Annotated in this window: 22 protein-coding genes and 1 tRNA gene; 8 read left to right on the top strand and 15 right to left on the bottom strand. The window is 60.7% G+C overall.

Annotation, left to right across the window (positions count from 1 at the left end; genetic code table 11):
• Positions 1 to 253: 253 nt before the first annotated feature.
• A complete protein-coding gene (locus tag HJO_RS18350; protein WP_156945417.1) occupies positions 254 to 1,873 on the top strand; it encodes a hypothetical protein in 1,620 nt (539 codons plus the stop codon).
• A gap of 186 nt (positions 1,874 to 2,059) precedes the next feature.
• The gene (locus tag HJO_RS18345) at positions 2,060 to 2,515 is read left to right on the top strand and encodes a hypothetical protein (protein ID WP_156945416.1); all 456 of its coding nucleotides are present in this window, start codon (positions 2,060 to 2,062) and stop codon (positions 2,513 to 2,515) included.
• Positions 2,516 to 2,576: 61 nt separating this feature from the next.
• Here the strand turns inward: HJO_RS18345 and HJO_RS05010 are convergent, their stop codons facing one another.
• The 3 genes from HJO_RS05010 to HJO_RS05000 form a co-directional block, all read right to left on the bottom strand.
• Positions 2,577 to 5,948 (bottom strand): autotransporter domain-containing protein, encoded by a 3,372-nt coding sequence (locus tag HJO_RS05010; RefSeq protein WP_084141483.1) that lies wholly within the window; start codon positions 5,946 to 5,948, stop codon positions 2,577 to 2,579.
• A 146-nt stretch (positions 5,949 to 6,094) separates the two neighbouring features.
• Positions 6,095 to 6,721, bottom strand: a complete 627-nt coding sequence (locus HJO_RS05005; RefSeq protein ID WP_035614061.1) for a DUF6445 family protein — start codon at positions 6,719 to 6,721, stop codon at positions 6,095 to 6,097.
• A 313-nt stretch (positions 6,722 to 7,034) separates the two neighbouring features.
• A tRNA-Ser gene (locus HJO_RS05000) sits at positions 7,035 to 7,124 on the bottom strand.
• Positions 7,125 to 7,353: 229 nt separating this feature from the next.
• Here HJO_RS05000 and HJO_RS17560 point away from each other — a divergent pair.
• The 6 genes from HJO_RS17560 to HJO_RS04970 all read left to right on the top strand — a co-directional run bounded on the left by HJO_RS17560 (position 7,354) and on the right by HJO_RS04970 (position 12,976).
• Positions 7,354 to 8,529 (top strand): SPOR domain-containing protein, encoded by a 1,176-nt coding sequence (locus tag HJO_RS17560; protein ID WP_051618222.1) that lies wholly within the window; start codon positions 7,354 to 7,356, stop codon positions 8,527 to 8,529.
• Between the two features lie 121 nt (positions 8,530 to 8,650).
• Positions 8,651 to 9,805 (top strand): D-alanyl-D-alanine carboxypeptidase family protein, encoded by a 1,155-nt coding sequence (locus HJO_RS04990; RefSeq protein ID WP_035614058.1) that lies wholly within the window; start codon positions 8,651 to 8,653, stop codon positions 9,803 to 9,805.
• Positions 9,795 to 10,454 (top strand): dTMP kinase, encoded by a 660-nt coding sequence (gene tmk / locus HJO_RS04985; RefSeq protein WP_241764665.1) that lies wholly within the window; start codon positions 9,795 to 9,797, stop codon positions 10,452 to 10,454. The genes HJO_RS04990 and tmk overlap by 11 nt, the downstream gene beginning before the upstream one ends.
• A complete protein-coding gene (locus HJO_RS17555) occupies positions 10,451 to 11,386 on the top strand; it encodes a DNA polymerase III subunit delta' (protein WP_051618220.1) in 936 nt (311 codons plus the stop codon). The genes tmk and HJO_RS17555 overlap by 4 nt, the downstream gene beginning before the upstream one ends.
• A 10-nt stretch (positions 11,387 to 11,396) precedes the next feature.
• Positions 11,397 to 12,170 (top strand): TatD family hydrolase, encoded by a 774-nt coding sequence (locus HJO_RS04975; protein WP_035614055.1) that lies wholly within the window; start codon positions 11,397 to 11,399, stop codon positions 12,168 to 12,170.
• Positions 12,167 to 12,976: an MBL fold metallo-hydrolase gene (locus HJO_RS04970; protein ID WP_035614052.1), complete on the top strand. Its 810-nt coding sequence runs from the start codon at positions 12,167 to 12,169 to the stop codon at positions 12,974 to 12,976. Before HJO_RS04975 ends, HJO_RS04970 begins: the two co-directional genes overlap by 4 nt.
• Positions 12,977 to 13,205: 229 nt before the next feature.
• Here the strand turns inward: HJO_RS04970 and HJO_RS04965 are convergent, their stop codons facing one another.
• The 12 genes from HJO_RS04965 to eno all read right to left on the bottom strand — a co-directional run bounded on the left by HJO_RS04965 (position 13,206) and on the right by eno (position 25,319).
• The gene (locus tag HJO_RS04965) at positions 13,206 to 14,132 is read right to left on the bottom strand and encodes a 5-oxoprolinase subunit C family protein (protein WP_035614048.1); all 927 of its coding nucleotides are present in this window, start codon (positions 14,130 to 14,132) and stop codon (positions 13,206 to 13,208) included.
• On the bottom strand, positions 14,129 to 14,764 hold the full coding sequence (locus HJO_RS04960) for a 5-oxoprolinase subunit B family protein (RefSeq protein ID WP_035614045.1): 636 nt from the start codon (positions 14,762 to 14,764) through the stop codon (positions 14,129 to 14,131). Before HJO_RS04960 ends, HJO_RS04965 begins: the two co-directional genes overlap by 4 nt.
• The gene (locus HJO_RS04955; protein WP_035614588.1) at positions 14,761 to 15,522 is read right to left on the bottom strand and encodes a 5-oxoprolinase subunit PxpA; all 762 of its coding nucleotides are present in this window, start codon (positions 15,520 to 15,522) and stop codon (positions 14,761 to 14,763) included. The genes HJO_RS04960 and HJO_RS04955 overlap by 4 nt, the downstream gene beginning before the upstream one ends.
• Complete coding sequence (locus tag HJO_RS04950) at positions 15,519 to 16,727, bottom strand: Nramp family divalent metal transporter (RefSeq protein WP_035614042.1); 1,209 nt, start codon at positions 16,725 to 16,727, stop codon at positions 15,519 to 15,521. Before HJO_RS04950 ends, HJO_RS04955 begins: the two co-directional genes overlap by 4 nt.
• Positions 16,724 to 17,785, bottom strand: a complete 1,062-nt coding sequence (locus HJO_RS04945) for a DUF2891 domain-containing protein (RefSeq protein ID WP_422120068.1) — start codon at positions 17,783 to 17,785, stop codon at positions 16,724 to 16,726. The genes HJO_RS04950 and HJO_RS04945 overlap by 4 nt, the downstream gene beginning before the upstream one ends.
• Positions 17,786 to 18,005: 220 nt before the next feature.
• The gene (gene lpdA / locus HJO_RS04940) at positions 18,006 to 19,427 is read right to left on the bottom strand and encodes a dihydrolipoyl dehydrogenase (RefSeq protein ID WP_035614039.1); all 1,422 of its coding nucleotides are present in this window, start codon (positions 19,425 to 19,427) and stop codon (positions 18,006 to 18,008) included.
• Positions 19,424 to 19,831, bottom strand: a complete 408-nt coding sequence (locus HJO_RS04935) for a hypothetical protein (protein ID WP_035614036.1) — start codon at positions 19,829 to 19,831, stop codon at positions 19,424 to 19,426. The genes lpdA and HJO_RS04935 overlap by 4 nt, the downstream gene beginning before the upstream one ends.
• Positions 19,832 to 19,870: 39 nt before the next feature.
• Complete coding sequence (locus tag HJO_RS04930) at positions 19,871 to 21,202, bottom strand: pyruvate dehydrogenase complex dihydrolipoamide acetyltransferase (RefSeq protein ID WP_035614033.1); 1,332 nt, start codon at positions 21,200 to 21,202, stop codon at positions 19,871 to 19,873.
• Positions 21,203 to 21,206: 4 nt separating this feature from the next.
• A complete protein-coding gene (locus tag HJO_RS04925) occupies positions 21,207 to 22,616 on the bottom strand; it encodes a pyruvate dehydrogenase complex E1 component subunit beta (RefSeq protein WP_035614031.1) in 1,410 nt (469 codons plus the stop codon).
• Positions 22,617 to 23,630, bottom strand: a complete 1,014-nt coding sequence (pdhA, locus tag HJO_RS04920) for a pyruvate dehydrogenase (acetyl-transferring) E1 component subunit alpha (protein ID WP_035614585.1) — start codon at positions 23,628 to 23,630, stop codon at positions 22,617 to 22,619. It lies immediately after the preceding gene.
• Positions 23,631 to 23,696: 66 nt separating this feature from the next.
• Positions 23,697 to 23,996 carry an FtsB family cell division protein gene (locus HJO_RS04915; RefSeq protein WP_035614028.1) on the bottom strand — a complete coding sequence of 100 codons (300 nt, stop codon included), beginning with the start codon at positions 23,994 to 23,996 and terminating at the stop codon, positions 23,697 to 23,699.
• Between the two features lie 42 nt (positions 23,997 to 24,038).
• Entirely contained in the window at positions 24,039 to 25,319 is a 1,281-nt protein-coding gene (gene eno / locus HJO_RS04910; protein ID WP_035614024.1) for a phosphopyruvate hydratase, read from the bottom strand.
• Between the last annotated feature and the right edge of the window lie 25 nt (positions 25,320 to 25,344).

Here is a 25,344-nt window from a genome sequence, read left to right as displayed (position 1 = left end):
GTCTTTTTCCATTGGACAATGATCCGACCTAATACCTCAGAACCTTGTCCGATAGCATACAATTGGACGTGCTCATGCACGCCAGGAACCGAACGCCATCTCAAGAGAATACTGGAGACGGCTTCGCATTAGACCGGCATCACCCCATGGATTGGTCATCTCGGAAGAGGCATGATAATCACTCACGTCGTACGCCTCGATACGAGGATTGTATTCAAACTCAACTTGCCCGCCAATCCAATGGAGCGGCTCCATGATCAAATTTCCCGCAATGCGTCATCAACAAAGCAAATTTTCCAACCGACTTCGTACCCGATCAGGGGCGATCATGATCGTCTGTAGTCTATTGGTGTTTCCAGTGCTCACAGTACAGGCAGACCCGGGTAATGATCGTCTTGTTCTGCGCAAGCAGGGGGTCGAGTCCACAGGTGGACCGTTTAGCATTACGGCAAGTTGCCAGGATGGCGAAATCCGTCTGGGTGGTGGATACAAGCTCTCACACCCTGAACTGAATGCCGATGACGCACTGAGTGTGGAAGGCAACTACCCCTCCGGCAGCAAGGATTGGACCGTTAGCGGTAGCCATGACAGCCCCAGTGGAACGGCGCGCTATGTCAGTGCGGAAGCCTATTGCATTCAAAGCACGGGAGCGTCAGCACAAACCATTTCGTCCGGCATCATACGGTCTCAGCCCGACGGTGACGGTCGGTTCTTTCGCGCCGAGAGCCAGGCTGTCTGCCCCGGTGCAACCATTTTGACGGGCGGTGGCTTTCGCACCAGCGCCACAAAGGCTCATTCAGGCATTTACAATGCATGGCTGTCATCTTTCCTGCCTGTCCAGAATGCCTCTGGCGAGGCGCGTGGCTGGCGTGCGGCAATCGACGCAATTCAATGGGACGAACCGCCATCTCGTCCGACACTGCAGACGTTTGCCGTCTGCACAAATCCCAATATCGGCACGGACCAGATAAAAAGCGGCAGCGTCATCAGTGGCAACATCCCGAGCCGAACCGATTTCGGCTACAGCAGCCTTGGTCCAAGGACACTACAATGTCCTGCGGGCGAAATCGCCTTGAGCGGCGGCTACAATTTCGGGGACAGCACAGGTCACGCTGATCTGTTCGTTCCACACCAGATCATAGAGAGCCATTCATATAGCCGCCCAAGGATCATTCAGCGAGAGATACCCAGCAAAACCAGACCATCTACGACTACACCCAAAGCCAATCCGCGAAAGACCGGTTCATCACCGACAAAAGCAGCAAAGTCTGCCAGCCCCTTGCGTGCGTCAAAGCCCATTCTCGCAAAGCCCCAATCAATTGGGACGACGCCCGCGGGCGATGTCGCTGGACCTGACACGCAAGGCTCAAACCCCGGTCATCCCACCAAGTCTTACAAAGACGACCTTGTCATTGGACCGTCTGGAGATGTCATATCGCATGACACCAATCCGTTTGTCGATTTTGGTGGCTGGACTGTGAGCGGCATATTCGGCTCCCAGAGCGCGTCGCAGACCCTGACTGGCTTTGCTACTTGCTTTAAGCTTCCAAAGGTTCGCTTCACTGTTGAAATTCTGACGCCTGAAGACGGGTTTTCCATTGGTCCAGATCTTTCGGCAAGCGGTAACGGCACAACGACACCGCCCGTTTCGATGACTGCCATCGCAGCCGGTGCCAACGGCCAGGCTGTTGCCAACACCACCTATACCTGGATCGTTGACGGGGTGACTGTCGGCACTGGCGCATCACTATCAAGACCGATAGCAACACAGGCATGCGGGGTGGACTACCAAACCGTCAAAGTTATTGCCCGTGATGACAGTGGTCGCGTTGCAAGCGACGAGGTGGCCATCTTGGTTGGACAGGTCTGTTAGAATTTGGCGGAGACTATCGCCCGCCGATTCAAAGGCGCACATTTGCGATCAAGCGCCGGTGTGTAGTAGCGTCTCCCAATGAAAACACCGAGAATAATTCGCCAACTTGATGGTTCGCTTGGCGCCCTGCTTTCGATTACATTGGTCGGGTGCACGCAAAGCAGTGCCGGGAAGGAGAGCGATCATATGCTCGCAGCCCCGGTAACCGGGCAGGAAACGGAGCAAGACGATCTGGCCACGACATCTACCAATGTACCGGAAGCGGCAAGCCGGGATGCACTCACCCCCGGATTGTCGTCACCAGGACCAAGCGTGCCGATAGGTGGCATCTCTACAGACCTGGCACCAGCGACCATTACGGGCGAGTGGACCATCGTGTCGGACGGCGCTGCCCAGACAGCCAATGTCAGACTGCTTCAGCGTTCAGGAACAGCGACCGGAGACGTCGACTTGTTGTCAGACTGGCCCTTCAACAGCGAGCCGCCGAAAACCTGGATCTATCTCGGCTTCGGGCAGCTTACGCTAGTTGATCAGCATGGAGTTGCTGCCTGGAGTGGGCAATCAGAAAACGGCGACACCCTTGTCGGTGCATTCTCAGGCAAGACAACGAAAAGCCGACTTGTTCGTGAACAAGTACGATAAGCGGTAGTGAACCGGCGAGGCTGACCGCTTGGTCTTGCCTCGCCGTGCATCACGACAAACCTCAGAACCTGAGTCGCGCACTGGCCCCGATTACAGTCTGGGACAGCTCATCGCGGTTAACAGTCTGCTTCACCGCAAATGTTGCGACGATTGATTCCGAGACATTTACATCGAGGCCGGCTTCGAGATCGATCCAGGTTCGGCTGCGGTCAGGTCCCGCGAATAGAACAGCGGATGCGGTCGGCGCGCCGGCAAACGTCGCGAAGACCACGTCATGGCCCGCATCCAGGTCTTGGACGACAGCTGCGCCGAGCATTGGTCGAATTCCGCCAGATTGACCCATCTCCCAATCCAACACCGCACCGAGAGACAGCTGCGTGCTGGTCAAGTCTCGCGAAGCCACGTTCATTGCGATAGCGCCGCCTTTTTCTGTGTACGCATCTATATCATAGTTGGCATGCAGGAGGCTCGCTGACGGCGTGATATTAAGCCCGTTATCGAGCCGGTATTCGCGGCCAACGCTTGCACCGACCAAAAGCTGGTCAGCATCAGTATCGCCCGCCGCCGCGAGTGTCCCTCCAACAAGTTGGGCCGTCCGAGACGTATCAACTGAATAGGTGCCGAAGCTGATATGACCATCGATGAAAAACCTGTTCTCGAATGGCACATATCCGTACAATCCAACGGAAGCTCCGCTGATCTCGGCATCACCCATTCCGGATCCCAGCGTATTGTCGGACGAAGTGTAGCTGATCATACCGCCAATGATGGCATCTGTGCCGATCGTCTTGTCTATGCCGCCTGTTATGGCGAACCCTTCAACATCAGCTTTCCTACCCGGCAGTCCCGAGTCGGCATCGCCGGTAAAGAAGTCGATATTGGCGAATCCACCATATCCGTCCTTCATCGGACGCGCTTCTGACGCCTCGCTTGCCGTGGCGGCGGCGAGCTGGCTCGATATCAGGGAGAAGCTCGACATCGCGTCGAGCGAAGCAACCTCTACCCCAGCGGCAGACCCTTGTGTGCTGAATCCCCGCTCTCCTCTGCGAACCTGACGCAGCCGTGCGTCAAGCCGCTTTCCGAGCGCGTCACCCATCGCAATGTTCCCCTGACCAGCGATTATCGCGTCGTTCGGCGCAATCGCGTCAAAAGCCGCCGCAAGATCGGTCGGTCCGAGACGATCGATGATGGCATAAAGCTCGTTCAAGTCAGAATAGGAGGTGCCCCGCGCGCCATCCAGGGACTGCGCATAGTAAAGTTGGACGCCAGTCGGTGCCGCTGGCAGGAAATCAAGGAACGACCCGGCATCGATGCTCAGCTGGACGATGCCGTCAGCATCGGTAAACAACGCTTGAAGCACACCAGCACCCAGACCGGTTGCTTTGCTGAATGCACCGGAAGAAGTGCCGTCATAAGTCAGGATGGAATACTGATCGCCGTAAGCGGCGGGACCGTTCAACTCGACGATTCCTCCGAGCGAGACATCGCCCGAAACATCAAGCACGTCATTGCCTGTTGCCGAGACGTCAATCAACAATATTGACCCGGACGACAGGACAAGGTTGCCATCGATCGTCAATTGACCTTCTGCCCCAAGACCGCCCGGCGCTATCGCACCAGCGATGTTTGTCAGGAAGGGGGTGGTTATTGTGCCTGAACCCGACAACAAGCCGCCGATATTGAGATAATCCCCAGGTGTCACGAGAGATCCATCAACATTCACCGCTCCCGAGACATGCATGACATCGATCAGGCTGGTCAGGCTGCCCGACGCGGCGACATCCAGGGCCGCGCCGCCTCCTGCGACCGTCAACCGGTCGATCACGACTGATGAGGTGAGCGTTGTCGTGCCATCCTCTGCAAGCGTTACGTCGAAGTAGCGCGCATTGATTCCGGCAAGGATATCCGGATCGATGTTGTCGGGAACAAAGTCAGTTGCGCCGACCAGGCCATTATCGATGGTCGGGCTGGGTAGCGCGTCATCCGAGTATCCACCGGCCTGCGGTTGATCCTCCAGGTCTACCCGCATCCGGGACGACAGGTCGGCCGTACCAATGCCGCTTTGCTGTTCGGCGCCGACGGAACCGTCAATCGATACCGCGATGAGCCCATTGCTATCGAGATCCTGTTGGAGCTGGCCAATACCTGACTGTATGGACGGGTTGCTGATCGGTTCTGGATCGCCTGTGCCCAGGTTTTGACAGGAGTCGCCCACGCCTTCGCCGCGAGGGTGAGGATCAAAGCAAACCACTCCGAAACTTGGTTCGTCACCCACGAGCCCCGCGCCTGGATTGGACGGCGTACCATTTACGACGGCACCAGACGCATCAATGATGCGGTAGGTGGGGTCCAGGCGGCTGGCCCAATGACTGGCGTCTTCCCAGTTCCCGTCTCCGGCATTCGCACCGACATACCGGTAAGGATTGTTGGCTGCGATCCAGTCCCAATAATAGAACAGCGGCTGGTAAAAGTTCTCGGTACCGTAGGAGCTGAAGACTTGAGGACCGAAGAATCGCGAACCGCCCGACAATACGCCGATCACGACATTCTCATCAAAGCCGCTATTGTTCGCTGCATCGATGATCAGCGGGCCACCACTATCTCCACCGGCCGTCGTGCCCTCGTTCGCCAAAGCTTCATCGCGGTACAAGTTGAAATCGAAAGGGTCCGCGTCATTCGGGTCGTCAAAATCGAGCCTGTAGAGATTCTGCGGCAAGTCGCCGAACGGATCTCCGAACAGGAATGTATTGCGGTCATCGAATGAGGTAAGCGCACCCAGCATGTTCTCTGCAGCGCGCCGACGCCAATCGACCCCGATATCCGCGCCGGTTGTGCCGCTACCAGTACGGCCGTAACCGGTGATGTTCACGTGGTAGCCGGTGCCCGTGACGGGATCGATCGAGGCTGGCGTATCGAGCGGGGAAAAGAGGAGTGCCCAGGTCGGAATATTGGCCGCCGGCGCATCCAATGACGACAGGGCGATATCTCCTTCGAGAAATCCAGACCCCCCCGGTCGCGCTAGTGAATCGGGATTATAGATGACCTGATTATTGTTGTAGACGAAGAGGTCCGGGTTGCTTCCAAAGCTGTTTGATATCCAGTCGGTAAAGCCTGGCAGCGCATTCGCCCGGAAGGACCACGCAGACTGTATGGTTGACCCGTAATCGCTGGCTGGCCGATCGTTCACGCAGTGCGCAGCGAACAAGACCGTGCGGGGGTTTATCAATGTTCCCGTGCACACAAAGCCGTCATTCCGAAAGAACATGCCGACACCGTTCACATCTTGTGACGTATCGACGATATCTTCTGATGTTTGATTATCGTTCGGGACAATTGCTGATGCGGGAAGCGCCATCAAAGCAACTGCGACAGCTGACGCCCCAACAGTGCCCAACAACGATCCGCGCGATTGATTTTTTTGAATAATTTTCATTGCGTGCCCCTCCAGGACGTCGGGAACCGACGCCCGAACATTAATTTCTGGTAAGTTGAAAGGATTCGGGAAGCAACCCCAGATCGAAGAATAATCGCGCGGACCAGGGCAGCGGTTACCAAGCGCCACCAACGAGGGGGCGCCACCTAGCTCGCGCTGACCTCGCCAGCTTTTCGATTGAAGAACATCAGGCAGACGAGTCGGCCATCCTCTGGACTATTTCCGAACGCGGGACCGGCATTGTGGAAAAGCCATGGACTAAACAATACCAGACGGTTGAACTTCATCGGGATGCGCAGCGTGCGATGCCATTTTTCGGGTCTGAGCGTATCCTTGTTTACAACGTCTTCGATCAGCGCATCGGGATGATTGTAGCCTGCAGCAAGAAGGTCGATGGGGTTTTTAGGAACTCCGTCCAGCCCTGTCCGTCGATGCGTATAGAAATCCGTTCCACCCTTGGAGTGCCATGGCGCATTGAGAAACAAGATGCCGGAATAGTAACACGGATCGACATGAACGCCGCTTCGCCCTTTGTCGCCCTTGCAGGTCAAGCGGCAATGAGCATGCGCCGTTCCAGCCGCCGCTTCCAATGGTGCGCCGACGCGGCTGGATACCGATTCGACGAGCCCTTGGATCGCCAAAGGCTTGTCTGACATCAGTCCTGCATAGTTCCCGTGATTGCGCTTTGGATCATAACCCAATCTCAGTGCATCTGTTCGGGCCCGCATCGGCTCTCGCAAGAAGTCATCGAAGATTGCAATACTGGGCAGCATGAGGTCCGTTATTCGACTAACCGATGGTCGGCAAGGGGAGCGGCAATGAACCGTCATCATCCGCACTGTCCACATCGAACGAGGACGCTCCGACATTTTGCGATACGAGACATTGTCCAGGCGAAACCAGCAAAATGAAGAACGGGACATTGCGCTTTGCTGTGCGTGGCGTCCGGCAACGACTAACCTTTCCGAAGTCCGCACTAATCGAAAATCGATCTCTTTTTGTCCGGCAGGGTGGGGCAGGTGGCGCGGAGGCAAGTTATGGCGCGCACGCAATGCGATTCAAGGACAATGTATTGCACCAGCATCATGGCGGAGGAGGAGGGATTCGAACCCCCGGAGCCCGCGAAGGCTCAACGGTTTTCAAGACCGCCGCATTCAACCACTCTGCCACTCCTCCGGCGCGGGAGTGTTTCGGCCATGGCGCGCGCCATGGCAAGGGCCTTTGTCTGCAAGTGCCGGGTGTCAAACCGTTAAGGCAACCTTGCCGGATCGCCTGAATCTGTCCGGGCTGGTTCATCGGGCATCCACCTAGTTCTGGTAACCATGTTGTCGATCGCGGCAGAAAAGCCGCGTTGGGAACGCCGTTACGCCGTTCCCGAGCCGCAGAATGAGGTAGATTTCACGTAATGCGTTCGACCAGCAAATTCACATCCCAACACATCATCACGTTCCTGGCTTTCAGTGCCGTCGCGCTCGTCGTTGCGTTGCCTGCATCTGCCGGCAAGCGCACACCCGCGCCAATCGTGTTTGCTGGGCAAGGCGGCCAGGCACCGGATGCCCGGGCAAACAGTTCAGTCAGGACGGCCATGCCGGCGCCAGGCCAGGAACGCGCGCGGATCGTGTTCCAGTATCCAGGGCAGGGTGCTGCATCCGCCCCCGCACCGCGTCAGTACGCCAGTGCGGCTGCACCTCAACAATCTGCGCCGATCCAGATGACCGAGCCGGTACAAATGACACCGCGCCTTCCTGCGCCAGTTGAATCTGTGGCGCTTGCCGCTCTCGCGCCACAAGACCAGCCTGCGGGGCAGGGCACAGCAGGCGCAGTCCAACGGCCAGGCGTCACGCCTGCCGCAGCCTATCCGGTCGCGCCTTCAGCCACGCCGGTATTCGACGAGCTTGGAGTGGGCGTTGTCTACGGCGACGAATTTGCCGGGCTTCCCACCGCGAATGGCGAGACCTTCACTCAAGGCGGCATGACCGCCGCGCACCCGACATTGCCGTTGCCCAGCCTCGTGCAGGTCATCAACATGGACACGCAACGTGAAGTCGTGGTCCGGGTGAACGACCGTGGGCCGTTTGAAGATGGCGCGATGCTCCAGGTATCCCGCAAGGCAGCAGACGTTCTTGGGTTTGGCGGGGCAGGGAAGGCCAATGTGCGCGTCCGTTACCTGGGTCCGGCACCGGTCGGCGGCCAGTCCGGAACGCAAACAGCCTACAACCCGCCTGCTGCGACCCTGACGCTGGCGAATTATACCCCTGAAAGCACCTATGCCGAGCCCGTCCAGGCTCAGTATTCGGTTCCGGCCGAGTCTGCGATGCCCACCTACACCCAAGCACCGTCGCGCGCGGCGGGAGACTATTTTGTGCAGGTTGGCTCCTTTACCGACATCGGCAATGCTCAGGACATGCAGGCCCAACTCGGACAGGGACTGCCAGTCGTGATCGTACCGGCCCGCGTCAACGGTGCAGACTACTTCCGGGTCCGGGTCGGCCCCTTTGATGGCCGCCTGCCGGCAGTGACGATGAAGGATCAACTGGCGTCACGAGGAGTTTCAGGCGCCCGCGTCGTGACCGACCAGTAACGCTCCGCGACAGCTGAACCCATTGACGCTGACCACAAACCGGCCCTTTTTCCCCTATAGTGGGGAAAAGGGCCGGATTTCATTCCGGATCCCCAACAATTGCATTGGAGGCCGTCAATACATGCAGCGCCGGAACCTAATTCTCGCCGCCCTGACCTGTCTGTTTTCCCTGGTCGCAACGCCGGCAACGGCACAGATCATTGATACGCCTGCGTCTCACGCGGTGATCATGGATTACACGACGGGTGAAATCCTGTTCTCCAAGAACGGCGACGAGCCGATGATCCCGGCATCCATGACCAAGATGATGACCGCCTATCTCGTCTTCGACATGATCAATCGGGGCGAAATTTCACTCACCGACCGGCTCACCGTCAGTGAAGATGCCTGGCGTCGCGGCGGCTTTCCGTCTGGCACATCGACGATGGGCCTTGTGCCCAAGGATACACCGACGGTCGAGGAACTGCTGCACGGTGTCATCATCATGTCAGGCAACGATGCCTGCATCGTGCTGGGCGAAGGCCTGGCCGGATCAGAGGAAGCATTCGCGAAACGCATGACGGACCTGGCGCATGAAAAGGGCCTGAAGTCGGTCAATTTCCTGAACGCAACCGGGCTCGAAGCTGTGGGCCATGTCATCTCGGCGGCCGATCTTGCGCGCCTCGCGAAAATGACGATCGAAGACTACCCACAATATTATGAATGGTATGATGACCCTTCCTATTCTTGGCGCGAGTATACCCAGCCCAATCGCAATCCCCTGCTTGAGGTTGCCGGTGCGGACGGGTTGAAGACGGGACACCTGGAAGCAGCGGGTTATGGCCTGACGGCGTCGGCGGTCCGGGATGGTGTCCGGCGGATCATCGTCATCAACGGCCTCCCGACGAAGGCGGCCCGGGCGTCGGAAGGCGAACGCATGATGCGTCTCGCTTTCCAGAGCTATGAACTGAAAACGATTGCACCGGAATCCGTTGCACTACCGGAACAAAAAGTGTGGCTGGGACAGCAAGGGCTGGTTCCCGTTTCCCTCGCCGAACCGATGCTGATCGCCGGCCACAAGGCTGCATTCGAGAAAGCCAAGACAGAAATCGTCCTCGAGAAGCCGCTAGAGGCGCCAATCAAGAAAGGCGATCGCGTTGGCAAGCTGGTTGTGACGCTTGAAGGGCGCCCTCCCGTCGAAGCGCCGGTGATCGCCGAAGCCGATGTGAAGAAGCTCGGCTTCTTTGGCCGCGCGGTCGAAGGATTGAGCGCGATGATTTCCGGCAATGATGGCTGACATATCGCGCGGCAGGTTCATCACGCTCGAAGGTGGCGAGGGCACGGGCAAATCAACCCTGCAACACGCTCTGGCCGAACGGTTGGCCGCCAATGGCATCGAAGTTGTGGAGACCCGAGAACCGGGCGGCACACCGCTTGCCGAATCCGTTCGGGAACTGGCGCTGCACCCTCCACGCAGTGAAGCCTGGTCGCCGATGGCTGAGGCCTTGTTGATGAATGCCGCGAGGTCCGATCACCTGGACAAGCTGATCCGTCCTGCGCTGGCGGCTGGAAAGTGGGTTATCTGCGATCGGTTCGCCGATTCCACGCGGGTCTATCAGAGCGTCGGCGCCGGTGTGCCGATGGATTTCCTGAAGGCGATGGAGCGTTCGGTGCTGGCGCAGGATGTGCCCGACCTTACGCTGGTGCTGGACGCACCGCTTGATGCGACGGCCGGCCGGCGAAAGAGTCGCCCTGGGGCCTCGGATGCGTTTGAGGTCCGGCCGGACGATTTCCATCAGGCGGTCCGAACGGGTTTCATTGAGCTTGTGCGGACCGAGCCAGCGCGGTGTCGGCTGCTGGACGCGTCGCGCCCCGCTGACGAAGTGGCAGATGCAGCATGGACGGAACTCGACCGATTGCTGGCAGCCAGGGGCCAGGGCGCATGAATATCGCATTGCCCCTGATCGGCCATGACGCGGCCCAGGCCGCCTTTCTTTCTGCGCAGGCCACCGGCAAGCTGCATCATGCCTGGTTGATCGAGGGGCCGGCAGGTATCGGGAAAGCGCAGTTGGCCCACAGGCTCGCGGCGTTCATGCTCGGCGCCCGGGGGCCGGCCGGTGAGCCCCTGAACGCTGGTGCGGATGACCCGGTCATGCAGAAATGTGTTGCGGGCGGGCATCCGGATCAGCGGACCGTCCAGATCGAGTTGAACGACAAGGGCAAGCCGAGGCAGGACATCACGGTCGACCAGGTGCGCGACCTGAACCACTTCTTCACGCTGAAACCGGCGCTTGGCGGCTGGCGCGTGGGCATCATCGATGCGCTGGACGAACTGAACCGGAACGGCGCGAACGCCTTGCTGAAGACGCTGGAAGAACCGCCACCGTCGAGCATCGTGTTTCTGATCAATCACGGATCCCAGCCGATCCTGCCAACAATCCGGTCACGGTGCCGGACACTCCGGCTGTCGGCGCTGTCGGATAATGAAACGCGGCAAGTCCTCGAAAGCGTTGGTGCACCCAAGGAAGCGGCCGGGCTTGCGCGCGGCCGACCCGGGCTGGGACTCAGGCTGTCGAGTCAGAGCGGGATGGAAGCGGCAAGCGCGGCGCGGACTTTGCTGCGGGCGATGCCAAAGCCGACGGACGCGGTGCTGACGGCCGCCGTGCAGGCAGCGAATGTAGACGCAGTGGCGCTCGAGGCCTTTCGCGAAGAAGTGCTCGGCTGGCTGGCGGACCGCGCAGAGACCGACGCCCCGGCAGCTAGCGCCTGGCTGGAAACATCGCGCCTGCTCGGTGAGGCGGACAGGCTGAACATGGAGCCATCGCAGACTGTCTCGAAGGTGATCGCGGGCCTTTATTCCGTAGCCGTCCAAGGCTAAGCGTCACCGCATGTTTGATACACACGTCAATCTCCACGGCGACGCTTTTGCGGACGATCTGGAAGACGTCCTCGACCGGGCGAGGACAGCGGGTATCCGGCGGTTCCTGGCGATTTGCGACCGATTCGACAATTTCCCGGCCGTCAGGTCCCTCGCGGCGGCGCATGATGACATCTGGTGCTCCGTCGGCGTCCACCCGCATCATTCGAAGGACTTTCCCAATATCACGGTTGATGATCTGGCGGACGCGGCAACCGATCCCAATGTGGTGGCGATAGGCGAGACCGGTCTTGATTTTCACTACGGCTACAGCCCGCAGGAAGACCAGTTGGTGAGCTTGCGAAAACACATCCAAGCCGCGCGGGAAACCGGCCTGCCATTGATCCTGCACACGCGTGAAGCTGACGCGATGATGGCAGACGTCCTGGAAGAGGAATATGCGAAGGGCGCGTTCCGACCACTGCTGCACTGCTACACTGGCGGCCTGGACCTCGCGAAACGGGGCCTGGCGCTCGGCGCGTTCGTGTCCGTGTCGGGCATCCTGTCGTTTCGGAGTGCAAATGAAGTGCGGGAGGTGATCGCCGAGGTGCCAATGGACCGCCTGATCCTCGAGACCGATTGTCCCTTTCTTACGCCGATGCCCATGCGGGGCCGGCGCAATGAGCCCGCCTATCTCGTGCATGTGGCCGAAGCATTAGCTGCGGTAAAGCAACTGCCCGTCGAGGATGTAATCAAGATTACCGAAGCGAACGCTGTTGCACTGTTTGCGGGCGTATCAGCATGACCGATACCGGGTACCGACTGACACTGCTTGGAACAGGCTCGTCGGGCGGCGTGCCGCGCGTTGGCGGAGACTGGGGCCTGTGCGACCCGGAGGAGCCCAAGAACCGGCGGACACGATGTGGTGCCTTGCTCGACCGGCTCGGGCCGGATGGCGCCATCACGCGGATCCTGATCGACACCTCTCCTGACCTCAGGGAGCAATTGCTGGCCGCGCGGGTGACCCACGTGGACGCACTTGTCTACACGCACGACCACGCCGACCAGACGCACGGTATCGACGATGTGCGGGCACTCGTCATCCGGATGCGTCGGCACATCCCGACATATATGGACAAGGCCACGCGGGAATCCCTCGATCGGCGGTTCGGTTATTGTTTCAAGGGCATGGGCGGCTATCCGCCGATCCTGCAGACCGAGCCCGACATTGTGCCATACGAGCGGTTCACGCTTTCAGGGGACGGCGGGCCTGTGGAATTGCTTCCAGTCGACCTGGAGCACGGACGCATCCGCAGCTGCGGGTTCCGTATAGGGGGGCTGGCCTATTGCAACGATGTGAATGGCATACCAGACGCGACCATGGACCATCTGAGAGGCCTCGATACGCTCGTGGTGGATGCGCTGCGCCGCACAGAGCACCCATCCCACGCGAGCCTTGACCAGGCGCTGGCATGGATCGCCGAGCTGAAACCGACGCGCGCTGTGCTTACCAACATGCACGTGGACATGGATTACCAGACGCTGGTGAGGGAGCTGCCACAGGGCGTTGAACCTGGATATGATGGCATGGTCCTGCCATTCTCGGCCTGACTACCGGCCTATATTTTTTCCCATAATGATGATTATGCGACTCAAGGATAGAATGTCCTCGGCACCCTTGGCGCATTCAAGCAACACCCGAGCCACCGGCCTGTCGGTCATCGCGTTCCGGCGACGTTCACGGTCCAGATTTGCCGCTGTTAGTGTGGGTGCGCGAAGATTGCGATTAGGAAACCGTTAGGACTTCCCACCCGTCCCGCAAGCCCCCCTCCTCCCTTTCTTAAAGGCTGAATTCCGGTAGCCAGCCTGCCAGCAGTGCCTGTTTGGCGCGGAGCGCTTCGGTCGCCTGCGCGTGTGTGCGCTGGAGAAAACGGATACGATCACCCGGCCTGATCTGTCCGAGGATGTGGCGGTCAGCGCGGACGACCTGGAGGATGTGCGGATAGCCGCCTGTTGTCTGACCGTCGGCCAGCAGCAGGAAGCCGTGTCCGCCGGGCGGCAACTGCAACGCCCCCGGAAAGACGGCGGAACTCGGGATGTCGGACGCGCTCGCAGGATCCGGAAAGCGGCCTTCAAGCTCCAGCCCCATGCGGCTCGCGCGTTGCGTGGCGGTGAACGTTTCATCCCATATGCCAGACTGGCTGGCGACATAATCCGGCCCCTCAACCGCACGCAATGCGTAACTATTACTGCAGATCGGACGAAATTCGGCAGGTGTTTCAATGGTTGGTGCGCTGCGCGGCGCTGCAATGGCGATCTGGTCTCCAGGTTTCAATGCGCGGCCTTCGTGGCCACCGAGACGGGCCGGCAGGTATGTAGACGTCGAGCCCAGAAAGGCGTTGGTAGCCAACGTTCCGGCGATGGATAGGTATATTCGGCACCCCTGCCCCACGCCGTCTATCCTGAGTTCGTTTCCCGCTTGCGCAGTATGAGCGGTGTGAGGTGCGATGGCGCGACCTGCAAGCGCTGCTGCAGCGGGCGCGCCGGTCAGCGCGAAACTGGCTGCGGTGTTGAACCGGATAGCTGCGTTCCCGAACGTGATCTCTATACAGGTAGCGTCGCAGGCATTTCCGACCAGGTGGTTGGCCAGCGCCATGGACAGTGGGTCAGCCGGGCCGCTCGCCGGGACGCCGAGGTGGCGGGTGCCGATCCGGGGGGCGCCTTGCAGGGTCATCTGGGCGCCGGGCTGGAGGATCGTGAGGCTCATGCCTTGCTGCTGTCCACAAGCCGAACCTGCAGGCCCGGCTGCAGGATGAAGGGATCAGCGGAGGCAGGATCAAACAGGCTGGCAAGCGCGCGACCGATGATGGGCCATCCACCCGGCCCTGCGAGCGCATAAAGGCCGCACTGGCCGGTTATAAGTCCAATGGACCCTGCTGGAACCTGTTGCCGTGGCTGCAGAAGGCGCGGAATCACATAATGCTCTTCAAGGCCTGTCATGTAAGCGAATCCCGGCGTGAACCCCAGCATGTCGACCCGCAGCGGCTGGGCCAGCAATTGCGAGACAATATCGGGCTCGGTCACGCCCAGACTCTCTGCGATCATTGCGAGATCCGGGCCGTCAGAACCGCCGAAACGGACGGGAATGTCGATCGTCCGTGTGGCGTGGCGCGTGGGTGGTGGGGGTGTGGCAAGGGTGAGGCGGAGGTGCGCCATGGCCTCGGCAGGCGTGAGACGGATGGGATCGAACTGCACCGTCACGTCCTGGCGACCCGGCACGACTTCAAGCCAGTCACCCGACTGGCGGAGCTGGCTTGCCCGCGCGATCCGCGTTGCCCGGTCGCTGAGCAGGACCCGGAGCGCATCGTCACCGCTGAACAGAATATCTGGCTCGTTCATGGCTCGACGGGCGCGACAACAATTCCGGACGATTCCAGAGCCGAACGGATATGGCGGGCGCTGGCGAGGGCTCCGGGCGTGTCACCATGCACGCAGATCGTGCGGACGGGCAGCTGGAGTGTTTCTCCGGTGCGAGTGGTGACAGTGCCGGTCTCGACGATCTGCAGGGCCTGGCGGATCCGGTCCGCGTCGGTTTCGATAACGGCGCCCGGCTCAGTACGCGGGGTGAGGTCTCCAGACGCCTCGTACGTCCGGTCGGCGAAGCCTTCGGCCAGAAACGGGAGTCCGCTGTCAGCGGCGGCAGCTGCAAGTTTCGAATGTGGCGGGCCGATCAACAAGTCTATGCGGGACCGTAGCGTGGCCTCCACCACGACACGCGCAATCCCGGCGTCGCGGGCTGCGGTGTTGTAGAGTGCGCCGTGAGGTTTGAGGTGCGACAGGGCCTGACCACGCTCGCGGGCGATGGATGCGAGCGCACGAACCTGCTCGAGCAAGCTGTCGCGCAAGGCGTCGGCGTCCATGGCCATTGCACGCCGGCCGAAGCCTTCGCGGTCAGGATAGGATGGATGGGCGCCGATCAGGACGTTGCGGGCGTCTGCTGCCTTGACCGTGGCAGCCATGCTTTGCGCGTCGCCTGCATGACCGCCTGATGCGATGCTGCATCGGGTGACCACGTCGAGCATGGCGCGGTCGAGCGCCCGGCCGGGTTCGCCGGGCATTTCGCCAATGTCAGCGTTAAGGCAGATCGCTTTCGTCACGGCCACACCCCCACGGCCCGCAGCACGATGCGCAGGCCAAGCCCGAACGTGATCAGGATGACGAGAACGCCCAGCGCATTCGCGACCCGTCCATTGACGTGATCACCAAGGAGGCTGCGGCGGTTCATGGCGATCAGCAGAAACACTGCCACGATCGGGAGCAGCAATCCGTTCGCCACCTGCGCAACCAGGATGACCTGAACGGGGCGCAGGCCCAGCAGTGCGATGCCCGTGCCAATGACCAGCACGGCAAGCGCGACACCGCGGAACAATGGACCTCCGCGCGGCTGGCGGGCGATTTCGCTGAGCGCATAGGCCGTGGCCAGCGGCGCCGTGATGGAGGATGTGAGCCCGGCGGCGAAGAATCCAATGGCAACCAGATATTTGGCGGCCGCACCGTAGGTCGGCGCAATGGCGTCTGCCATGCCCGCTGCGCTGTCGATTTGCGCGCCGCTGCCGAACAGGCTGGCGGCTGCGGTCGTAAGGATCAGGATCGAGATCAGGCCGCCAAGGCCAATCGACACGCGGGTATCCGTGGTTGCTTCGCCGAGGGCCTGATCGCTGGCGACTGGCCAGCGCTCGCGCACAGCGGCGGCGTGCAGGAAGAGGTTATAGGGAACGATCGTGGTGCCGATCAGCGCAACCGCCGTCAGCAGGCCGCCTTCCGGGACACGCGGAATGATGCCGGAGAGAAGGCTGGCGATATCCGGCCGCACGAGGATCGCGCTGCCTGCAAAGGCGAGGCTCATGATCATGACCAGTGAGATAAGGACACGTTCGACCAACTTGTAGCGGCCAATGATCAAGATCGTGCCCGCGATCAGGGCAAGCAGCAGGATGATCCACCGGCGCTGTACCGTGCCTTCACCAGCGAGCGCCTCTATCCCGAGGGCCGCGCCTGACAGGTTGCCTGCTTCGTATGCGGCGTTGCCGAGTGCAAGGGCCGTCAGGACGAGGCCGGCAGCGCCCCATTTGAGCCAGGGATTCTCCGTGCCGGAAACAAGTGCTTCGCCGAGTCCGACCCGGCCCATTACACCAAGGCGGGCGGCCATGTCCTGCAGGATGATCGTGGCGAACGTCGCAAATACCAGCGCCCAGACAAGTGCGAATCCGAAATTTGCGCCGGCCAGCGTGCAGACTGTAACCGTACCAGGCCCGATGAAAGCCGCTGCGACGAGAGCGCCGGGGCCGATGGGCAGTTTCATTCGGTGTCGATTCCGCGGCGCGTTTCGAGATAGGTCGCAAAGCTTGCGAGCCAGTGACCACCGGCATAATGCGCATCGCTGACAGCCGCGATGCCCGTCTGTTTGTGGAGCGCAGCTGTCGCAAGCAGCGAAGGCGTGCGTGGGTCGCCGTCAGGTAGCGCGCTGGCGATGCCTTCAAGCGCCCAGGCGCGCGACAGGTTCACACCATCGAGATGGACGAGTTTTCCATCGGTCGCGTCGAGGACGACGCCGGGTTGCAGCCAGTCACTCGACCCGTCTTCGGGAATTTGCGGCAGGAACGCCGAGAGCCAGGTGGCGAAGTCGTCTGCAGGCATGACGCGCCGCATCAGGTCCGCTTCCATGAGGCATGGCGACAGGAAATCCTCGCCTGATGGCTCGTACGCCAGCGGGCAATTCACGTCGCCTGAATAGAAGTCGAGGACTGTCTGCGTAAGTTGGGCATTGAAGGCGCCGGCGTTCTTGGCTTTGGCCCAGTCGAGCATCAGGCCGAAAGCGAATGCCGTCTGGTTATGCGTGCCGATACGGATAGGGTAGGCGAGTTTTGACAGCCAGCTGGACGTTTCGCCGACGATGAAGGTTTCCAGCGGTTCCAACGTGCGAGCCCATGTTGCGGCTTCAGGAAGGTCTGACTGGCGCAGTTCGGTCATCAACTGGAGGAACCAGGCTGTGCCGTAGGGGCGCTCGAAGCTCGCCCGGTCGTCTGCCTGGAAATAGGCGATCTCGCCCGCGACGTTCTCCGGCGTGAAACTCTGGCCGAGCGAAGCAATGATGGCGTCGCGGAATGGCGTGTCGGGATCGGTATTGACGATGCGTACGAGCAACCAGTGACCGTGCGCAGAGGAATGCCAGTCGAAGCAGCCATAGAAGGCCGGATGCAACCGGCGCGGTGTGGCGGCGTCCGCATCACTGTTCATGACGTGACTGATCTTGTTCGGGTATTCGCGATGGATGCACTCGAGTGCCATGCGCGCGAAACGGTCGGTGACGACGCCATCGCGGGCTTCAGGCAGGACAATCGAGGCCTCGGGCGCAGGCATGACGGTTTCCGGTTCAGGCTGAGGCGCGGGGCTGCAGGCTGCGATCAGCCCTGCAGTGAGGGCGGGAACTAGGTAACGCAGCACGCGGTGGTTCCTCCAGACGATTATTGCCGGCCCCTGCGTACCAGTGAGCGGCGCCTGCGGGCAAGCCCGATGGGGGCAGGCGAGGCAGAGGGCCTTTCCACGCGAGGCCCCACTACGGTTTGGTGCATGGCCCGTTTCAGATGTGAATCGCCCTGCCCTCGGCGTCCAGCACGGCCTCATGCATTGTTTCCGAGATGGTTGGGTGGGCGAAGATGGTGTGGATGAGGTCCTGTTCGGTCAGCTCGCCCTGACGGGCAATGACATAGCCCTGGATCAGTTCGGTGACTTCTGCGCCGATCATGTGCGCGCCGAGGAGTTCGCCAGTCTTCTTGTCGAAGATGGTTTTGACCATGCCATTGGTTTCTCCCAGGGCAATGGCCTTGCCATTGCCGATGAAGGGAAAGCGGCCGACCTTGATGTCGTAGCCCTTTTCCTTGGCGGCCGCTTCGGTGAGACCGACGCTGGCGACCTGTGGGTGGGAATAGGTGCAGCCTGGGACATTGGAGGCGTCGAATGGTTCAACGTGGTCCTTGCCCTTGCCGGCGATGGCTTCAACGCAGATGACGCCTTCATGGCTGGCCTTGTGGGCGAGCCAGGGCGGACCGGTGAGGTCGCCGATGGCGTAGAGCCCGGGCACGCCGGTCTTGCCGAAGCCGTCGACGGTGACGTGGGTTTTCTCGACCTTCACACCGAGCGCTTCGAGGCCGAGATTCTCGACATTGCCGACAATGCCGACGGCGAGAATGGCGCGGTCGAATTCCTTCGACTCCTTCTTTCCGTCCTTGTTGGTGATATCGGCGGTGACGGTCGTCTTGCCGGCTTTCAGGTTTTCGACCTTGGCGCCGGTGATGATGTTGAGGCCCTGCTTCTTGAAATCCTTCTCGGCCATGGCAGAGATTTCAGCGTCTTCGACAGGCAGGATGCGCGGCAGGACTTCGGCGACGGTGACCTCGGCGCCAAGCTCATTGTAGAAGCTGGCGAATTCGATGCCGATGGCACCGGAGCCGATGACGAGAAGGCGCTTGGGCATGATGTCAGGCGTCATGGCTTCGCGGTATGTCCAGATCAGCTTGCCGTCGGCGACGAGGCCGGCCTGTGGGATGTCGCGGGCGCGGGCGCCAGTGGCGAGCATGACGTGCTTGGCCTGGAGCGTGGTGTCCTTGCCGTCCTTGTCCTTGACGATGACCTTCGGGGCGGGCGTGCCCTTTTCGAGGCGGGCGGTGCCTTCGATGACGTCGATCTTGTTCTTCTTCATCAGGAACTTCACGCCGTTCGATAGCTGGCTGGCAACGCCGCGCGAGCGTTTGACGACGGCACTGAGATCGAATCCGACCTTGTCGATCTTCAGGCCGAAATCTTCAGCGTGCTTGGCCAGGTGCATGACCTCGGCTGAGCGCAGCAATGCCTTGGTCGGGATGCAGCCCCAGTTGAGGCAGACACCGCCGAGCGCTTCGCGTTCGACGATGGCCGTCTTCATGCCGAGTTGGCTGGCGCGGATGGCAGCGACATAGCCACCTGGGCCGGAGCCGATAACGATGAGGTCGTATTGGGTGGTCATTCTGCACCTCGCATCTTGTTCCATTCGTCCTGCGCAGCCATTGAATTGGCTTCCCGGCTTTCGAACATTTCGGGCGTGCAGATGTACTCTTTCTCGGCGACGCGCAGCTCTTCGATTTTTGCATCATTGGCGGCCGTCAGGCTCGCAACAAGCTCGGGCGGCGTTGTTGATGCGCCAAGCTCGGCCATGAACAACGTAAGGCGCACCGGAACGTCATCACCGCACAGGTTCATCATGCCATGCTCCGTGGCAAACACATCTGCAATGGCCGCAAGCCTGTCCGGATCGAACTGAACAACCGGTCCTGGCACTGTGGCGGCCCCGGTTTCGTTCGCAGGCTCGGTTGTCTGCGCGGAACATGCCGCCAGCAGTGTCAGCCCTAGGATCAGCCCGGTACGTTTCATAGTCTGTTGTCCCATTTGCACGTTCGAGGGTGATGCCGGCTAAAGCAGCATTGCTTCGGGTGTTTCGACGTAGCGCTTGAAAGCCTGCAGCCATTTGGCGCCTTCGGCGCCGCCGATGACGCGGTGGTCGCAGGTCAGCGTAACGCTCATGACAGTTGCGACGGAAAGGTCGCCCTTGGCGTTGACGACCGGGCGCTTCTCACCGGCCCCGACGGACAGGATCATGCCTTCGGGCTGGTTTATGATGGAGGCGAAGTTGCGGATGCCGAACATGCCGAGATTGGAAATGCTGAACGTGCCGCCGGAATATTCCTGAGGCTTCAGCTTGCGCTCGCGGGCGCGGGCAGCGAGATCCTTCATTTCCACGGAGATGTCGGCGAGGCCCTTGCCTTCGGCATTGAAGATGACCGGCGTAATCAGGCCGCCATCAATCGCGACTGCAACCGAAACGTGGGCGTGCTTGTGATAGGCAATGCCGTTATCCGTATAGGATGCATTGCAATCAGGTTCGTCCATCAATGCCATGGCACTAGCCTTGATCAACAGGTCGTTGACGGAGACCTTGATGCCATCCGGCGCAGCGGCATTGATTGCCGTCCGGCTGGCCAGCAAGTGGTCGAGTTCGAGATCAATCGTCAGCGGGAAGTGCGGGACCTGCATGAAGCTGGTGGTGAGGCGCTTGGCGACGACCTTGCGGACGCCGTCCAGGGGCCTCAAGTCATAGCTGTCGGGCGCATAGATGCGGTCGTCGAGGACTTGCGGCAGGATCAGTCCGTCAGGTGACCCCGTCGGGCGCGCACCGGCTTGCGGTGCAGCGCTTGCGCCAGGTCTGGCGCCTTCAACGTCGCGCTTGATGATGCGGCCGCGTGGGCCGGTGCCCTTGAGGGCGGCAAGGTCGATGCCTTTCATGCCGGCAATGCGCTTGGCGAGAGGGCTTGCCTTGATCCGGTCTCCGGAGACGGCTGTGGACGCGACAGGCTGGGATTTCGGAGCCACTGGTGCCTGCGGAGGGGACGCGGGGGCTGGTTTCGCTGGTGCGGGGGCAGGCTTTGGTTCGCCATTGCCCGACGCCCCGGTTTTTGCCGGGGAGGCGGATGGCGTGGGCACCTTGATGGCGGCAGCGTCTTCCCCCTCTTCCGCCAGGACGGCGATCACGGCATTGACCTTTACGCCTTCTGTGCCTTCGGCGACGAGGAGTTTCGCGACGGTGCCTTCATCGACGGCTTCGACTTCCATCGTCGCCTTGTCAGTCTCGATCTCGGCAATGATGTCACCGGATGAGACGGTGTCGCCTTCCTTGACGAGCCATTTGGACAGCGTGCCTTCCTCCATCGTGGGAGAAAGTGCGGGCATGGTGATGTTGATACTCATGGCGCTACTCCTGGTCCACGTAGCAGACCTTGCGGGCTGCTGCGACGATGTCGGCGACGCTGGGGAGGCTCATCGCTTCGAGATTGGCGGCGTAGGGGAGCGGCACATCCTTCTGGTGGACGCGGGCGGGTGGCGCGTCGAGATAGTCGAAGGCATCGGCGACGACCGAGGCGGCGATTTCCGCACCAACGCCCATGAAGCGCCAGCCTTCCTCGCACGTGACAAGCCGGTTGGTCTTCTTGACGCTGTCGACCACGGTGGCCGTGTCGAGCGGCCGGATCGAGCGCAGGTCGATAACTTCGGCGTCGATCCCCTGCCCTGCCAGTTCTTCCGCCGCCTGCAGCGCAAAGCCGACCATGCGGGAATAGGCAACGAGCGTGACATCGGACCCGGCCCGCTTGACCGAGGCCTTGCCGATGGGAAGCACGTGATCATCAAGGTCCGGAACCGGGAAGCTGGTGCCGTAGAGAAGTTCGTGCTCGAGAAAAATGACCGGATTCGGGTCGCGGATGGCGGCCTTGAGGAGGCCCTTGGCATCGGCGGCGTCATACGGCGCGATAACCTTCAAGCCCGGGATATGGCCATACCAGGAAGCGTAGTCCTGGCTGTGCTGGGCGCCGACACGAGACGCTGCGCCGTTGGGGCCACGGAACACGATCGGGCACCCCATCTGACCGCCGGACATGTAGAGCGTCTTGGCGGCGGAGTTGATGATCTGGTCCATCGCCTGCATGGCGAAGTTGAAGGTCATGAATTCGACAATGGGTTTGAGGCCACCAAAGGCGGCGCCAACCCCGAGGCCGGCAAAGCCGTGCTCGGTGATCGGCGTATCGACCACGCGGCGAGCGCCGAATTCCTGCAGCAGTTCGCGTGTGACCTTGTAGGCGCCCTGGTATTCCGCAACTTCCTCGCCCATGACGAAGACCGTTTCGTCGCGGCGCATTTCCTCGGCCATGGCGTCACGCAGCGCGTCGCGCACGGTGGTCTCGGTGAAGGTGGTGCCGTCGGGAATCGACGGGTCGGAACGCACCGGCGCGGCGGGCGCTGACTCCTCGCCTTTCGTGGCTGGCGCATCTTCGGCGGCGGCAGGCGTCGCGACGGCATCGCTGGTTTCAGGCTTGGCAGGCGACGTTGCACCGTTCGCCTTGGGCGTCACGCTGCTGGCGTCTTCGCCGTCTTCTGCGAGAACGGCAATCACGGCGTTGACCTTCACACCCTCGGTGCCTTCGGCGACGAGAATCTTGGCGAGGACGCCTTCATCGACGGCTTCGACTTCCATCGTCGCCTTGTCGGTCTCGATCTCGGCGATCACATCGCCGGACGAAATCGTATCGCCTTCTTTCTTCAGCCACTTCGAAAGCGTGCCCTCTTCCATGGTGGGCGACAGGGCTGGCATCAGGATATCGACGGACATCTATGCAGTCTCCGTTTCGCGCAGGACATCTGTCCAGAGTTCTGATGGGTCCGGTTCCGGGCTCTCCAGCGAAAAGTCTGCAGCGTCCTTCACGATTCCCTTGATCTCCTTGTCGATATCCTTGAGTTCATCCTCGGTTGCATGGCCGTCCTCGACCAACTGCGCCTTCAGGCCCTCGATCGGGTCGTGGTGGGACCGAATGTCGTCAACTTCCTCGCGCTTGCGATATTTGGCGGGGTCGGACATCGAGTGGCCGCGATAGCGGTAGGTCTTCATTTCAAGAATGTAGGGTCCCTTGCCGGACCGGGCGTATTTCACGGCCCTTTCACCGGCCTCCTTCACGGCGAGCACATCCATGCCATCCACGGCTTCGCCTTCGATCTCGAAACTGATGCCGCGCTTGAAGAGTTCGACTTCGGCAGATGCCCGGGCCACGCTTGTGCCCATCGCGTACTGGTTGTTCTCGATGACGTAGATGACCGGCAGGTCCCACAGCGACGCCATGTTGAAGGCCTCGTAGACCTGCCCCTGGTTGGCCGCGCCATCCCCGAAATATGCAACGGATACGTTGTCGCCACCTTTGTACTTGTTGGCGAATGCGAGCCCGGTGCCGATCGGCACCTGGGCGCCGACGATGCCGTGACCGCCGAAGAAGTTCTTTTCGCGGCTGAACATGTGCATGGAGCCGCCCTTGCCCTTGGAAAGGCCGCCCGAGCGTCCGGTGAGCTCTGCCATGACGCCTTTCGGGTCGAGGCCGCAGGCGAGCATGTGTCCGTGGTCACGGTAGCCGGTAATGACCTGGTCGCCATCCTTGAGGCATGCCTGCATGCCGGTGACGACAGCCTCCTGGCCAATATAGAGGTGACAAAAGCCGGCAATCTTGCCCATGCCGTATAGCTGGCCGGCCTTTTCTTCAAAGCGCCGGATCAGCAGCATCCCGCGATAATATTCGAGCATGTCCGCCTTGCTGGACTTAGCGGGTGCTTTTTTTGAACTCTTTGGTTTTGTTGCCATCAGATGCTCCATCCCTTCCAGTCTTATGTATGCGTGCTTACGCAGCGACAAGTCAGAACATCTATGTCATTTTGCAACGCTACGCTCCGGCGTGATCAGAACGATCTCATTTGGGTATACAAATGCGAGCTTGTCGCGCGCAAGGGCCTCCACGTAGTCGGGATCGACGGATCCGGGGGTCAAACGCCGAATGTCGGTGCGCAGCCGGCTGATTTCGGTATCCAGGACCGCCAGTTCAGCCTGCCTGTCTTCAAGTTCCAGCTGAGCGTCCGACCAACGGCCAAGCCCCTTCTCCCCCGCAAAGGCGTGGTAGGCGAAATAGAGCACAAGAGCGCTGAGCCCGAAGGCTTCGAGGCGGGATACCATGGCCGAAATCTGTAGCGGCGATTGGTTAACCGCACGTTTGCGCTAGGCGGCGTTGATGCGCGACCGCCCGGCATAGATGCCGATCGGGCCCAGTTCTTCCTCGATGCGGATAAGCTGGTTGTATTTCGCAATCCGGTCCGAGCGCGACAGGGAGCCCGTCTTGATCTGCCCGCAATTGGTTGCGACCGCGAGATCTGCAATTGTGGTGTCTTCCGTTTCGCCGGAGCGGTGGGACATGACAGCCGTGTAGGCGTGCAAATGGGCGAGTTCGACGGCATCCAGGGTTTCCGACAAGGTGCCGATCTGGTTGACCTTGATGAGGATGGAATTGGCAGCGCCTTTCTGGAGGCCGGTGGAAAGCCGCTCGGGATTGGTCACGAACAGGTCGTCACCGACGAGTTGGACCCGGTCGCCGATCATTTCGGTAAGGGCGACCCATCCGTCCCAATCATCTTCAGCCATGCCGTCTTCGATGGAGACAATCGGGTAGCGCCCGCAGAGATCAGCGAGGTATTTGGCGAATTCTTCCGATCCGAGGATCTTGCTCTCGCCTGCAAGGTTGTACTTGCCGTCCTTGTAGAATTCGGTGGAGGCCGCATCGAGGGCGAGTGCGATATCTTCGCCGGGGACATAACCGGCCGTTTCGATGGCTTTCATGATGAAGCCGATGGCTTCGTCCGTTGAGCCAATGTTCGGGGCAAAGCCGCCTTCATCGCCGACATTCGTGTTGTGCCCGGCGCTGTGGAGCGTCTTCTTCAGCGCATGGAAGACTTCCGCGCCCATGCGGACGGCGTCGGCCATGCTTTCGGCACTGACCGGCATGACCATGAATTCCTGGATGTCGATCGGGTTGTCTGCGTGTGCGCCACCATTGATGATGTTCATCATCGGAGTCGGCAGGACGCGGGCATTGGCGCCCCCGATATAGCGGTAGAGCGGCATGGCCGAGCTCTCGGCAGCGGCCTTTGCGACCGCCATCGACACACCGAGAATGGCATTGGCACCGAGGCGCGACTTGTTTTCTGTGCCATCGAGATCAATCATCATCATGTCGATCAGGCGCTGGTCGGTTGCGTCCATGCCCTCGATTTCATTGTAGATCTCGCCGTTCACGGCATCGACTGCCTTGAGAACGCCCTTGCCGCCATAGCGGGACTTGTCGCCGTCGCGTTGCTCGTGGGCTTCGTAAGCGCCCGTCGAGGCGCCCGACGGGACCGCAGCCCGGCCTGTTGAACCGTCATCAAGGGTGACATCAACCTCCACCGTCGGATTGCCCCGGCTGTCGAGAATTTCGCGTGCGTGAATGTCGATGATCTCGCTCATGGCGTTCCGTGGCCCCTCGTATGTG

Origin of the sequence: Hyphomonas johnsonii MHS-2 (assembly GCF_000685275.1) — a bacterium.
Taxonomy (GTDB): domain Bacteria; phylum Pseudomonadota; class Alphaproteobacteria; order Caulobacterales; family Hyphomonadaceae; genus Hyphomonas; species Hyphomonas johnsonii.
This window is presented reverse-complemented; position numbering and strand designations above follow the sequence as displayed.